We start from the raw sequence: 12,917 nt of genomic DNA, 5'->3' as shown, positions 1-12,917 counted from the left end.
AACCCGGCCACCTGCCCGGCCACCCCTGAATGTGAGCGACCCTCCTGCCGCGCGGCCCGTGCTGATACGGAAAAGACCACGATCCGGCCTCCGCACAACACGGGTTCCGCACGTCCCGGGTGGTCCGCCGGTCTCAATCGGCGACCGCGGCCCGCGACCCGCGAAACCCCGGCCGCCGGGCGTGCACACCGCGTGGCCGCCCGTTCACGGGTCTCCGCAGGACAGCGGCCGGTTGAGACGCACCCGGACCGCGCCGCCGCAGCAGCGCGTCCGGGCGACGAGCGCCCTCGGCTGCGCCGGACGGTGGACGCACGGTGACCACACGACCGGACGAATCTGGAGGACGCTAACATTTCGGGTGATCAACACCCTTTCGGCGAACACATCCGTCGCAGTTTCAGGTGACGATCCGTGTTCACGGGTGTTAACAGAGCGTAGTACCGGCCCAGGGCGGCGAGCCCGGCACCGCACCGGGCGGTCGTGTGAGAGGTGGACGTCCAGGTGACATACGCAGCCGAGATCAGTCGGGCCAACCCGTCCTGCATCGTGTTCCTGATCGACCAGTCCGCGTCGATGAGCGACCCGATCGGCGGCGGCGCGCAGCAGCGCAAGGCGGACGTGGTCGCCGACGCCATCAACCGGCTGCTCGCCGAACTGAGCGTGAAGTGCGCGAAGGAGGAAGGCGTCCGGGACTACTTCCACATCGCCGCCATCGGCTACGGGCACACCGTCGGCTCCGCCTTCACCGGGCCGCTCGCCGGCCGGGAGCTGGTGCCGCTGAGCCAGGTGGCGGACCGGCCGGCCCGGGTGGAGAAGCGGCTCAAGAAGGTCCCCGACGGGGCCGGCGGGCTGGTCGAGACCAGCACCAGCTTCCCGGTCTGGGTGGACCCGGTGGCCAACGGCGCGACCCCGATGAACCGGGCGCTGGCGCGGGCCGGGGAGCTGGTCGCGGACTGGGTGCGGCGCCACCCCGACTGCTTCCCGCCGATCGTGCTCAACCTGACCGACGGCGAGTCCACCGACGGCGACCCGACCAGTGCCGCCTGGTCCGTTCAGACCCACGTCAGTGCCGACGGCGCGGCGCTGCTGTTCAACCTGCACGTCTCCGCGGGCACCGCCGTCCCGGTCACCTTCCCGGACTCCGACCTGGGCCTTCCCGACGCCTACGCGCGTTCCCTGTTCGGCATGTCCAGCGTCCTGCCGCCGCACATGCGCTTCTACGCGCTCCAGCAGGGCGTGGCGGCCACCGAAACCACCCGGGGGTTCGTCTACAACGCCGACATCACCTCGATCGTCCAATTCCTGGACATCGGCACCCGCGCGACGGACCTGCGCTGACCAGCGGTATGTACACCTCCGCCCTGCGCGCGCCCAAACAGGGCAACTCATTGCGGGAATGCGAGGACGCCCACCGCGTCCGGCCCGCGGCCGCCCCGGACGAGTGGCTCGCCGAACCAGTCTGCGCGGCCGTGGCCGACGGGGCCTCGGAGAGCCTGCTCGCGGGCGAGTGGGCGGACCTGCTGGCGACGTCGGTGGCGGACGCCGCACGCGCCGGTGAGGACGTGCTGCGGGACGCGGACCGGTTCGCCACCGCCCTGGTCGACGCCGGGCGGGCCTGGCAGGAGTGGCTCGCGGAGTACGTGGCGGCCCGGGAGGCCGACGGCCGGCCGATCGCCTGGTACGAGCAGCCCAAGCTGGACCGCGGACCGCACTCGACGGTGCTCGCGGCGCGGTTCGCCACCGCCACCGCCACCGGCACCGGCACCGGCACCGGCACCGGCACCGCGCAGCGGACCTCGTGGGACGCCGCCGCCCTGGGCGACAGCTGCCTGTTCCACACCCGCGACGACCGGCTGCTGCGCGCGTTCCCGGTCGAGTCGTCGAGCGGGTTCGACAACTCGCCGGGACTGGTCAACGCGTTCAACCGGGACCACGCGCTGCTGGCGCGGCACGTGCGGACGGCGTCGGGCGAAGCCGAGCAGGGCGACCAGTTCTTCCTCTGCACGGACGCGCTGGCGGCGTGGTTCCTGCGCGAGGTCGAGCGCGGGGAACGGCCCTGGACCGCGTTGTGCGACTTCACCTCACCGGGCGATGCCGACGGGTTCCAGGGGTGGTTGGAGAAGGTGCGCGCGGAGGGGGCGATGCGCAATGACGACGTCACGGTCGTTCACGTGGACCTCGGATGACGAACCGGGCCGCGCGTTCCCGTCCGGTGCGACGTACGTAGAGGCGTTGCAGAACACGCAGTTGTGCTTTCGCGGCACCGATCTGGCCGGCGCGGACGTGCGGGTCGACGCGCTGGGCCGCCCGCGCGCCATCTCCGGGAACTTCGCGAGCGTGTTCTCGGTGACCGCCGCGGACGGCACCCGTTACGCGGTCAAGTGCTTCACCCGGGAAGTGCGCGAACAGGCCGCCCGCTACCGCGCGATCGGCGCACACCTGGCGGGCCTGGCCGACGGCTGGACCGTCGGTTTCGACTACCTCGACAAAGGCATCATGGTCGAGGGCGCCTGGTTTCCGGTGCTGCGGATGGAATGGGTCGAGGGCGTCGGCCTGATCCGCTGGATCGAGCGCAACACCGCGAATCCGGCCGCGTTGTCGGGGTTGGCCGACCGGTTCGCGACCCTGGTGGCCGACCTGGCGGCGGCGGGCGTCGGGCACGGCGACCTCCAGCACGGCAACATCCTGGTCGACGAGGACGGCGCGCTGCGGCTGGTCGACTACGACGGCGTCTACGTCCCGGCGCTGGCCGGGCTGCCGGCGGTCGAGACCGGCCACCGCAACTACCAGTCGCCCGACCGCACGGCGGCCGACTTCGGCCCGGAGGTCGACCGGTTCTCGTCCTGGGTGGTCTACCTGTCGCTGGTGGCGCTGACGGTCGACCCCGCGCTGTGGCACCAGTTGCGCGACGAGGACGCCGAGAACCTGCTGCTCGCCGAGTCCGACTTCACCGACCCGGCGAACTCGTTCCGGCTGGCCACCCTGACCGGCCACCCGGACCCGAGGCTGCGCGGGCTGGCCGGGCGCTTCCGGGACGTCCTGCTGCACCACCGCGCCGCTCCCCCGCCGCTGGAACCGCTCGGACCGCTCGACGTCGCCGAGGTGGCGGTGCCGGGCAGCGCCGCACTGCCGTCGTGGGTGGCCGAGCGCGTGCAGGGGCACATGCCCGCCCCGCTGCCGCAGGCGCGGTTCGCCGGGCGGACCCCGCTGCCCGCCGCGTTGACGTGGTTGCTGGCGGTGCTGCTGCCGTTGGGCGTGCCGGCCGCGCTGTTCCTGGAACCGGCGGTCGCCGGTCTCGACCTCGCCGCGGTGCTGGCGTGGGCCGGCGCGACCGCGGCGGACTACCGCCGCCGCCCCGAGGTCCCGGAGGCCCGTGCCGCCCGCGCCGAGCGCAAGCGGCTGCACGCCGCCCGCCAGGCCGCCGCTGCCCGGACCGCGTGGCTGGACCGCGAGACCTGGCAGGCGGCCAGGGCCGCCGACAAGCTCAAGGCCGAGCAGGACCGCCGACGGCACGCCCTGCAGCAGCGGCACAACGAGCGCCGGGCCGCGCACCAGCAGGCCGTGCGGCAGCGACTGGACCGGATCGACCGCGAGCGGCAGGCGTCGGCGACCCGGGCGCACCTGGAGGCGCAGCGGCTGCTCGCCCTGCGGCAGAAGGAACACCTGCGCGCGTACCTGGCGAGGTTCCCGATCAGGACGGCGGGGATCGAGGGCATCGGGCAGGCGTTGACGGCCAACCTGGCGGCGGTCGGCATCCGCACCGCCGCGGACTTCGTCGGCGTCAGCTACGCCACCATCGGCAACACCCGGGTGGCGGCGTTCGTGCTGGCCGACGGCCGGGCCGTGCGCGCCGCCGGGATCGGCGCGGTCAAGACCGGCCGCGTCGACCAGTGGCGGGCGAACCTGACCACGATCGGCGCCGGCAACCGGCCGACCGCGCTGGACCCCGCCGAGCACCAGGCGATCCGGGACCGCTTCGCCGCCGAGCGGGCGGCGCTGGACGTCGAGTACCAGGCCGAGCGGGAACGCGCCGAAGTGGCGACGCGGGAACTCCAGGCGGCCTTGCGCGCCGAGCAGGTCGACCTGGCCGAAAGCCTGAAGGCCGCCAACACGTCCACGGCCCGCAGCCGCGTGGACCACGACCGACTGGTGGCCGAAGCCGCCGTCGTGCTGGACCGCGCCCACCAGGCTGTCGCCGACAGCGCGACGCGGGCCGACGCGTACCGCGGCATCACCTACGGCCACTACCTGCGTTTCCTGCTCACCGGCAGAACCTGAGTCAGCCGAGCGCTTCGGCGAAGTCCTCGGCGTAGCCCAGGAACAGCCACCCGTTGCGCTCCACCAGGTCGCCGAGCGCCCGCCAGGAGTCCGCCGCCTCCTCGGCCCACCCGTACAGGTGGACCAGGTCGGCGACCACGTCGGACGCGGGGCTCGTCGGGTCGTCGCGGAGGAACCCCAGCCAGGCGGCCCCGATGCCGAAGAACCGGTAGCCGTGGCGCTCGTGCAGCCGGCGGATCACCGCGTGGTTCTGGAACACGTCCCAGTCGGCGCTGAAGTAGCCGTTGGGCAGCCCGGCGATGAGCAGGTCGTCCCGCTCCACCGGCAGTGGTTGCACGTAGACGACGTCATCGAGCACCGCGTCGGGCTCCCGGTTCACCGTGACCAGGGCCTCCACGTCGGCCACGTTCGTGACCACCGTGCCGGGCAGCGCTTCCCACGAGAACCGCAGCGCCGGGTCGTCCAGCTTGGCCGCGACCTGCCGCAGACGTGCCTGTTCGTGGGCGGGCCCGGCACCGTCCTCGTAGGACGGCACGTCCAAGCGGGGGTCTTCCAGCGCGTGCATGCTCGTGTAGCAGCACTGGCCGAGGCTGTCGAGGGTGCAGAGGAACCGCGCCGCGGGATCGTTGCGGCGCAAGGACGAGATGGTTTCCAGCAGGTCGGCGAGCGAGGCGACCTCGGACAACCGCACGCTGCGCAAGCCGTCGACCGGCCGGAACCGATCGGGAAGGAGTGGGTCGACGTCGTGGACCTGCACGGGACGTCACACTACCGCCCTACCGGACCGGCGCACGGGCCCTGTCGCGCGCGCTGACGTCCTCGCGCGCCACGTCCCGGGTCCGGACGCGGCGCACCGTCCACGCCAGACCGAGCACCAACGCGAGCGCCAGGCAGCTCCCCGCCACCCACCAGGCCCACACGACGGCATCGGACAACGCCACGACGACGTTCGTCACGGCGGCCATCACCAGACCCGCCAACGCGAACCGCATCACCGAGTCGTCCCCGCACTCCGTCCCAGCCACTGTGCCCCCCATCCCATCACCGGCTGTATCGGCGGACGGGCCCCACCGGTTACACCCGCGAGCCGGGCCCCGGGACTCCCCGCCGGAGCGCCGCCGCGCCGGTCCCGGGTCCCCGTCCCGGCCACGACCGCACGGACGGCCCTGCCGCGACCGCCGTCGAGGGGGAATGGTGGGGGCCATGGACAACCTGGTCATCTCCCCCGTCGCCCCGGTGGCCGTGGCGACCGGGCCGTCCCGCCCCGACGATCCCGCGCGGCGGTGGGCCGCCGAGCACGCCCGGCTCACCGGGGCACCGGTCGAACCGCACCCGCCCGACCGGACCGGCCCCCTGCCCGACGCCCGGCTCCTGGTGATCGCCCAGGACGGGAGCGGCCCGACGAGCGTGCACCCGCACGTGCTGGCGCTGGCCGACCACGCCACGTGCGACGTCGTGGTGGTCCGCGGCGGCACGTCGCCCGCGCACCACCGGATCACCGCCCTGATCACCGGTATCGGCGACGACCCGGTGCTGGGCCGGGCCGCCGTGCTGGCGGACCAGCGCGGCGCGGCCCTGCGCGTCCTGTACGCCTGCCCGCCGCTCCCCGTGCGGGCGGACGCCCCGGAGTGGCCGCTGGCCCACGCCGACGACGTCCTGCGCGGCGTCCGGCACACGTCGGTGCTCGCCCGGATGCACCCGCACGAGGCGATCACCCGGTACGCCGACACGGACATCCTGGTCGTGGCGGGCTCCGGCCCCACCACCCGCGCCGCGCTCCACCACGCCCGCTGCCCGGTCTTCATCGCCCGCCACTGCCCGCCCGACCCGCGCCGCGGGCAGGTCCCCCTCCCCCGCCGACCCGAGGGCAGCGGGCGCTGACCAGGCCCCGCGGTCAGCGGAGGGTGGCGGCGGCGGTGAGGGTGGCGGCGAGTTGGGTGGCCACCAGGCGGCGGGGGTCGATCGGTTCGCCCGGCATGGCTTCGTCGGCCTCGGCGAGCCAGGTGGTGAACAGGCGCTCGACCGCCGCGACGCCCTGCCGCACGCCCGCGCGCGTGTTGCCGGCTCCGATCTCCGCTCGGAACAGGCGCAGCACCGTTCCGGCCAGGCGCAACCGCACCACGTGCGGCAGCACCTCGAACGAGCACTCCTCCGCCACGGTGGCCGGCCGCCGCGAAGCTTCCTCGTCCCGCAGGACGTGCGCCCAGCCGTCGCACAGCTCGCGGGCCTGGTCGACGGTGTCCGCGGCCGAGCGGCGGAACGGTGTGTCCAGCCGCAGGTCGGGACGGGCGGTCTCGCCCACGGCGTCGAGCACGTCGACGGCTTCGCGCAGCAGGGCCAGGTGCACGGGCAGCACCTCGCCGAACGCGCGTCCGCAGGGCGACGTGTCGGCCGCCCGAGCGTCCTCCCAGTACGGGACCTCGGAGACGAGGCTCGTCGTGCCGTACCGGCTCGCGTAGTCGGCGCTGCTCGCCCCGAACGTCGCGGGGAGACCGGGCCGGGCCAGCTCTTGCACTGTCGGCAACCGCAGCACCCCCGGCGCGAGCACGCCGCTCTCCGGCAGCTCCCACACGGCGTTGTGCGGCGGCAGCCCGAACCACGCCGCCACCTCGGCGAGCCGGCCGGGCAGGTCGGGGTTGTCGGTGCGCAGGTAGTGGAAGACCCCGCCGTACTCGCCGTTGTGCAGCGACGACTGGAGCGCCGGGCGCACGAGGTCGATCGCGTGCGCCAGCGCGGCCGTCTCGGGCAGCACGCCGTCGAACCAGCCGGGTTCCTCCCGGTGCGCGAACGTCCACTCCACCTGCTCGTTCCCGGCCGGCCGGTAGAAGCCGCGCGCACAGGCCCCGCGGTCGCCGGGGTGGGCGTACCAGGACTCGTTGAGCCGGGCCCCGTCCGGGTCGATGCACGGGATGAGGTGCCACCGGTACCCGAGCCCGGTGCGCAGGGCGTCGTCGGCGCACAGCAGCCGGCCCAGCTCCCGCACCGAGGCGAACCCGACCGGCTCGTTGGGGTGGGGCCCGCCGAAGACCAGCGCGTCGCGGTCGCCCGACCCGATCGACGCCATCCGGATCGGCTCGCCGAGCCGGGAGGTGCCGATCCGCCGGAGGGTGACCAGGTCGGGATACCCACCGGCCAGGGCGTCGAGTTCGGCGGTCAGCTCGTCCACCGAGGGGAACCGGTCGATGCGGGGCAGCGCGCGCAGGGCGGTCCGGATGTCGACGTCATCGGTCACAGCGCCTCCGCGGCGATTTGAGATAATGAGCGTTATTCGGATAGCACGCGCTACGGTAGACGCGTCCCGTCGAACCGTCCAGGGAGCCGACCGTGCGCCTGACCCGCGCCGAGCAGCAGGAGCGCAACCGCGCCGCGCTCATCGAGGCCGCCCGCGCGACCATCGCCGGCCGCGGTCCGGCCGCCTCGCTGGACGCGATCGCCGACGCCGCCGGGCTCACCACCGGCGCGATCTACTCGATCTTCGGCAGCCGGCGCGAGCTGGTCCGGGCCACCGTCGCCGACCAGTTCCACGCCCGGCACGACGAGGTCGCCCGGCTGGCCGCGACGGACCTGGACCTGGTCGGCGTGCTGCGCGCGTGCGCCGCGCAGGCCGTCGTCCCGGCCGACGTCGACCAGGCACGGACCGAGCTGAACGAACTGCTGATCGTCCTGCGCGACGACGAGCTGCGCGCCCAGGTCGCCGAGATCAAGCAGGCGGAGCTCGACCGCTACGCCACCCTGCTGACCGACCGGGTCGTGCCGGGCGTCGAACCGCCGCGGCGCAGCACCCCGGAGGAGGCCCGGAGGATCGCCGCGGCGCTGCGCGCGGTGCTGACGGGGTACGCCATGCACGCGCTGGTCGACCGGACCGCCGACACCGCGGACGAGATCGCCGACACCTGCGCCGCGCTGGCCGCGCTCGCCCGCTGACCGTCCACAGAGGAATTACGACCGGCCGAACCGGGCGGAAACTTCCCCTGCGTCCGACGATCACCGGGCAGTACCGTCTCGACCATGGGCAAGAGGAACCGCGACGACGTCCCGCTGCCGGCGCGCGGGCCGGCGGACCTCGACGAGCAGGGCCGGTCACCGGGCGACGGGGACGTGCCGTTCGGCTGGGTCGGCGACGCGCCGCCCGACTCGTCCCAGGGCAAGGAGTTCCGGTGGGCGGTCGTGGCGACGGTCGGCGGCGCGGCGCTCGGGTTCGCCCAGCCGGTGCTGGGGCTGTTCCTCGTGCTCGGGATGCTGCCCATCGTGCTCCCCCTGGGCCTGGACGTGCGGAAGCGGGCACGGGGTGTCGTCCGCGTCCACGTCGACCCGGGCGCAGCCAGGCAGATCACGCTGACGCGGGTGGACGGCAGGTCCGTCACCCGGTCGCTGGACGAGATCACCGCCCTGCGCACGCTGCTCGTCGGCTACACCGGCGGTGAGACCAACGGCTGGCACGTGGTGGAGATCCGCTTTCGCGACCGCACGTACCGCACCACCGCCTGGTACCCCCGCGACGACCACGACCCCAGAGCCCTGTCCCAGGCGTTGCGCCGGGCCTGCCCGGCCGCGAAAGAACTGCCGTACGAGGACAAGAGGTACAGGCTCACCCCGGACTGACCCCGGTTCCCGCACCACCGCGCACCAAGCCCGACGACCGCTGCGGCGGAGTGCCACGGGCCTGCGCGGGTTGCGCCGATCCGCGTCCCGGGCGGCCCGATCGGAGCACCGGGGCGGGCCGGTGCGGCACGTGCGGTGATCGGTTCGGGCCGTTCGGGTGCGGTGTCCCGCACGCACCGGGTACCGATGATCTCCTGTGGCACAGTGGCTTCGGCGAACGCCGGGGCCGAAAGCGGGAGGACACCATGCCGGATCTCGTGGACCGGGTGCGCGCCGTCGTCCCCCTGCTGCGGTCCAACGCGCGGCGGTGCACCGAGGAGCGCCGCGTCCCCCGGGAGAACCTCGACGCGCTGCGCGAGACGGGCGTCTACCGCGCCGGCCTGCCCCGCCACCTGGGCGGCCTCGAGTGCGACATGCGGACCAAGCTCGCGGCGCTGGCGGAGATCGGCCGGGGGTGCGGTTCCACGTCCTGGGTCTCGGCCATCTACACCGACGCGGCCTTCCTGCTCACCAAGTTCCCGGACGACGTGCAGGAGGAGGTCTTCGCCGACGCCGAGGCGTTCTTCTGCGCCACGCTGGCCGTCCCCGGCCGGGCGGTCGCGGTCGACGGCGGGTACTCGGTGTCCGGGCGCTGGCCGTTCAGCAGCGGCTGCCGGCAGGCCGCGCGGATGCTGCAACCGGCGGTGGTCGAGGGTGGCGAACTGGCCCACTTCCTCATCCCGGCCGGCGACCTGACCATCGAGGACGACTGGTACGTCAGCGGCATGGAGGGCACCGGCAGCAACACCGTGTCCGGTCAGGACGTCTTCATCCCGCACCGGTTCGCGATCCCGACGACGACGTTGCTCGACCAGCGCCACCACAGCGAGCGCAACGCCGGCTCGCCGTTCTTCCGGCACCCGCCGCTGCCCTACCTGCTCACCAGCGCCGTGGCGACCTTCCTCGGCATGGCGGAGGCCGCCCACGAGTTCGCGATGGAGCGCCTGCCCCGCCGGGGCCAGGTCGCCTACACCGGCTACGCCCACCACCGCGACGCCGCGACCACCCACCACCAGGTCGCCGAGACCAGGATGAAGATCGACGCCGCCCGGTTGCTCGCCGACCAGGTCGCCGCGCTGATGGACGACCGCGTCGCCACGGGCGTGCTCACCGACCAGGTCGACCGGGCCCGGATCTGGGGCCACGTGGGCTACGCGTCACGGCTGTGCACCGAGGCGGTCGAGGTGCTGCGGCTGGGCTCCGGGGCGTCGGGGATCGCCACGAAGCACCCGATCCACCAGATCTCCCGGGACATCCAGGCCCTGGCCACGCACGCGATCATGGTCCCCACGACGGGCATCGAGCACTACGGGCGCGCGCTGTGCGGCGTCGACCCGAGCACGCCCCTGCTGTAGCCGCCGTTGGTCCCGCCGTTGGTACCGCGGTCGACCTCGGCCTGTTCGACGAGCGTCCAGGCCACCTCGTAGGAACGTTGCACGAAGGTGCTGCCCACGGTCGGCCCCGCGTTGGCCAGGGCGACGAACGCGGTCCCGGTGCGCCGGCTGAACGCGATGAACGACGTGCAGCCGCGCGTGCCCCCGGAGTGGAACAGCAGGTCGCGGTCCGCCCGCCGGCGCAGGTTCCAGATCAGGCAGAGGTCGTGGTCGCCGGCCGCCGCCCGCGGCCGGGCGACCTCGGTCAGGGCGGTGCCCAGCGGCGTGCCGTCGGGGGTCAGGTGGGCGGTCAGGTGGGCGGTCAGGAAGCGCAGCAGGTCGGCCGCCGACGAGCGCAGCGCCCCGGCGGCGGCCAACCCGGGCATCTCCCACGGCGGCCGGGGCCGGCCGCGCAGGTGCCCGGTGATCTGCGGGGCCGGGTCGAAACCGGTGTCCGCCAAGCCCAGGGGGCGCAGCACGCGCGCGGCGAGCAGGTCCTCGAACGGCCGGCCGGCGGCCTCCGCCAGCGCCCACCCCAGCACCGCACCGCCGAAGTTCGAGTAGCGGTACCGGCCGGGCGGACCGGACCGGGTCCGGCGCACCGCGTCGGCGAACTCGGCGGGGCCGAAGGTGCGGTAGGGGTTGGTGCGCCAGCGCGGCACCGCCCGCCGCAGCAGACCGGGCGCGAGCCGGGGCAGGCCGGAGGTGTGCGTGGCCAGGCGCTCCAGGGTGACCCCGCGCCCCAGTCCGGGTGCCGCGCCGGGCGGCAGGTGGTCGCGGGCCGGACCGGTCGGGTCCACCTCGCCCCGGGCGGCCATCTCGGCCAGCAGCAGGGCGGTGAACGTCTTGGTCAGCGAACCGATCTCGAAGCGGGTCCGGCCGGTCAGGGGTCGCGGGCGGGCGCGGTCGGTCGTGCCGCCCACCAGGAGCCGTTCCCGGCCGTCCTGGCGCACGGCGACAGCGACTCCCGTCACGTTTCCCGCGGCGGCGGGCAGGTCGGCGACGAGTTCCCTCACGCGCCCCTGCCGAGCAGGCGGGACAGGGCCACCGTGCCCGCCACGGTGGCCACGACGGCGGTGTGCTGGTTGGCCTCGAAGCGCTCGCGCGGGTCGTCGTCCACGGGTTCGGAGTCGCGCGGCACGAGCCCGTCGGCGTGCTGGAGGCCCGCGAACAGCTCCCACTCCGCCGGGTCGCACCGGGGCTCGGGCAGCGACGCGCCCACGATCAGCAGTTCGCCGAGCAGGTCCCACTGGCCCGCCTCGGCCCACACCTCGAACCACACCGGCAGCCAGTTCTCCAGGTACTCGGCCACGTCGGGCGGCACGTCCTGGGGCCGGGCGCCCCAGTCGGTGATGTGGAAGGCGGCGTGCGTCATCTGGTAGGCCGTGTACCAGTCGATGGCCCACGGCGCCGGGGTCTGGCCCAGCCACGTCTGCCGGAACATCGCCGGCAGGTCGTCGTCACGGGGCACGCCGACCACCCGGTGCGCGTTGGCCACGGCCAGCCGGCGGTTGGGCAGCACCTCGGTCATCGAGTTCACGGCCGAGGTCACCGCGACGGTCTGCTCCAACGCCTCGTGGCGCAGGCCGCAGCGCGCGTGGTGCGAGTAGGTCTCCAGCGGGTCGGTGATCACCGAATGCCGGAGCTGGCGCTCGTAGAGCAGGTCGCCGCGGCGGAGCTGGTTCCAGGAGAAGTCCAGCAGCTCGTGCGCGGCCTGGAGTTCCGCCGTGCCGGCCACCCCGTCGCGCAGGACCAGCGACGCCGCCAGCGCCACCTCGCACAGCGGCTTGTAGGTGGCGTCCGGGTCGTTGATGTTGGAGTTGACCTCGTCCTCGAACGCGCCGAAGTGCCGGTTGGCCTGCAACCAGCCGAGAGCACCCGCCGTCACGTCGTGGGCGAGGCGGGCGACGGCGGTCATGCGGCCTCCACGAGGTGACGGGCGACGGTGAGGTCGAGCAGGCGACGCGGCTCCGCGCCGACCCGCAGGCCGATGTGCCCGATGAGCAGCACCGGGTCGATCGGCAACGGCGTTCCGCCGGCGTGCAGCAGGGCCACCCACCGGGCCAGTCGGCCGGCGGTGGCGAAATCACGGCGCAGCACGGTCCGCACCGCTCCGCGGCACAGCGCCAGCGGGTGCGCCGCGACGGCGTCCACGACGGGCCCGGTCGCACCCGGGTAGGCCGAGGACGAGAGCTGGGCGGCCGCGACCGACCACTTCGGCCAGTCCTCGGCCGGGCCGAGCACGGCGTCCGGGTCCTCCGGCGTCGTGACGGGCGCGTCGCCGGAGAGGCGGGCCAGTGCCCGCGCGGTGGTCCAGTCGCACCACGCCATCACCCGCTGCTCGGGGGTGACCGGCGCGACCACCGGCGGGAATACCTCCAGGGACGCCGCGACCACTTCGGCGTCCTGGGTGCTCAAGGGGCGGTCCAGCACCACGTGCGGCAGGAAGACATCCGCACCCACCAACCGGACCGCCCCCAAGCCGCTGGTCGGGTCGGCGCACGAGTCCACGAACTCGGCCAGATCCGCGCCGCCGCTACCGCGCAGCGCACCGAGCACACGATCGGCCAAGTGCGCGGCACCGCGCACGGAGGACGATGCGTCCACGAACCCTCCTACCGTCGA

13 protein-coding genes are annotated in these 12,917 nt (G+C 74.2%); 7 read left to right on the top strand and 6 right to left on the bottom strand.

What is annotated here, in order from left to right; translation table 11 throughout:
• Positions 1 to 501 precede the first annotated feature (501 nt).
• From BN6_RS14355 to BN6_RS14345, 3 genes are read left to right on the top strand one after another with little or no spacing between them, the layout of a single operon-like run.
• Entirely contained in the window at positions 502 to 1,338 is an 837-nt protein-coding gene (locus tag BN6_RS14355; protein WP_015100377.1) for a VWA domain-containing protein, read from the top strand.
• A gap of 8 nt (positions 1,339 to 1,346) precedes the next feature.
• Entirely contained in the window at positions 1,347 to 2,186 is an 840-nt protein-coding gene (locus BN6_RS14350) for a hypothetical protein (protein ID WP_015100376.1), read from the top strand.
• Positions 2,149 to 4,278, top strand: coding sequence for a protein kinase family protein (locus tag BN6_RS14345; protein WP_015100375.1), 2,130 nt, complete (start codon positions 2,149 to 2,151; stop codon positions 4,276 to 4,278). The genes BN6_RS14350 and BN6_RS14345 overlap by 38 nt, the downstream gene beginning before the upstream one ends.
• A gap of 1 nt (position 4,279) precedes the next feature.
• On the opposite strand, the gene BN6_RS14340 is transcribed toward BN6_RS14345, so the two are convergent.
• Both BN6_RS14340 and BN6_RS14335 read right to left on the bottom strand, forming a co-directional pair.
• Positions 4,280 to 5,035, bottom strand: coding sequence for a hypothetical protein (locus tag BN6_RS14340; RefSeq protein ID WP_015100374.1), 756 nt, complete (start codon positions 5,033 to 5,035; stop codon positions 4,280 to 4,282).
• Positions 5,036 to 5,054: 19 nt separating this feature from the next.
• Positions 5,055 to 5,303, bottom strand: a complete 249-nt coding sequence (locus BN6_RS14335; protein WP_148302872.1) for a hypothetical protein — start codon at positions 5,301 to 5,303, stop codon at positions 5,055 to 5,057.
• 178 nt (positions 5,304 to 5,481) lie between these two features.
• Between BN6_RS14335 and BN6_RS14330 the strand changes: the two genes are divergently transcribed.
• Positions 5,482 to 6,159: a universal stress protein gene (locus BN6_RS14330; protein ID WP_148302871.1), complete on the top strand. Its 678-nt coding sequence runs from the start codon at positions 5,482 to 5,484 to the stop codon at positions 6,157 to 6,159.
• A 13-nt stretch (positions 6,160 to 6,172) separates the two neighbouring features.
• Here BN6_RS14330 and BN6_RS14325 read toward each other — a convergent pair whose 3' ends face one another.
• The gene (locus BN6_RS14325; RefSeq protein WP_015100372.1) at positions 6,173 to 7,510 is read right to left on the bottom strand and encodes a M14 family zinc carboxypeptidase; all 1,338 of its coding nucleotides are present in this window, start codon (positions 7,508 to 7,510) and stop codon (positions 6,173 to 6,175) included.
• A gap of 92 nt (positions 7,511 to 7,602) precedes the next feature.
• Between BN6_RS14325 and BN6_RS41910 the strand changes: the two genes are divergently transcribed.
• The 3 genes from BN6_RS41910 (at position 7,603) to BN6_RS14310 (ending at position 10,274) form a co-directional block, all read left to right on the top strand.
• Positions 7,603 to 8,202 carry a TetR family transcriptional regulator gene (locus BN6_RS41910; protein WP_015100371.1) on the top strand — a complete coding sequence of 200 codons (600 nt, stop codon included), beginning with the start codon at positions 7,603 to 7,605 and terminating at the stop codon, positions 8,200 to 8,202.
• A gap of 84 nt (positions 8,203 to 8,286) precedes the next feature.
• On the top strand, positions 8,287 to 8,880 hold the full coding sequence (locus tag BN6_RS14315) for a hypothetical protein (protein ID WP_015100370.1): 594 nt from the start codon (positions 8,287 to 8,289) through the stop codon (positions 8,878 to 8,880).
• A 245-nt stretch (positions 8,881 to 9,125) separates the two neighbouring features.
• Positions 9,126 to 10,274: an acyl-CoA dehydrogenase family protein gene (locus tag BN6_RS14310; RefSeq protein ID WP_015100369.1), complete on the top strand. Its 1,149-nt coding sequence runs from the start codon at positions 9,126 to 9,128 to the stop codon at positions 10,272 to 10,274.
• Here the strand turns inward: BN6_RS14310 and BN6_RS14305 are convergent.
• From BN6_RS14305 to BN6_RS14295, 3 genes are read right to left on the bottom strand one after another with little or no spacing between them, the layout of a single operon-like run.
• On the bottom strand, positions 10,226 to 11,308 hold the full coding sequence (locus tag BN6_RS14305; protein ID WP_015100368.1) for a serine hydrolase domain-containing protein: 1,083 nt from the start codon (positions 11,306 to 11,308) through the stop codon (positions 10,226 to 10,228). The genes BN6_RS14310 and BN6_RS14305 overlap by 49 nt on opposite strands.
• On the bottom strand, positions 11,305 to 12,210 hold the full coding sequence (locus tag BN6_RS14300) for a DUF6895 family protein (protein WP_015100367.1): 906 nt from the start codon (positions 12,208 to 12,210) through the stop codon (positions 11,305 to 11,307). The genes BN6_RS14305 and BN6_RS14300 overlap by 4 nt, the downstream gene beginning before the upstream one ends.
• A complete protein-coding gene (locus tag BN6_RS14295) occupies positions 12,207 to 12,899 on the bottom strand; it encodes a hypothetical protein (protein WP_015100366.1) in 693 nt (230 codons plus the stop codon). Before BN6_RS14295 ends, BN6_RS14300 begins: the two co-directional genes overlap by 4 nt.
• Between the last annotated feature and the right edge of the window lie 18 nt (positions 12,900 to 12,917).

This window comes from Saccharothrix espanaensis DSM 44229 (assembly GCF_000328705.1).
GTDB classification, from domain to species: domain Bacteria; phylum Actinomycetota; class Actinomycetes; order Mycobacteriales; family Pseudonocardiaceae; genus Actinosynnema; species Actinosynnema espanaense.
The sequence above is the reverse complement of the archived record's forward strand: the minus strand, read 5'-3'. Positions and strand labels throughout refer to the sequence as shown.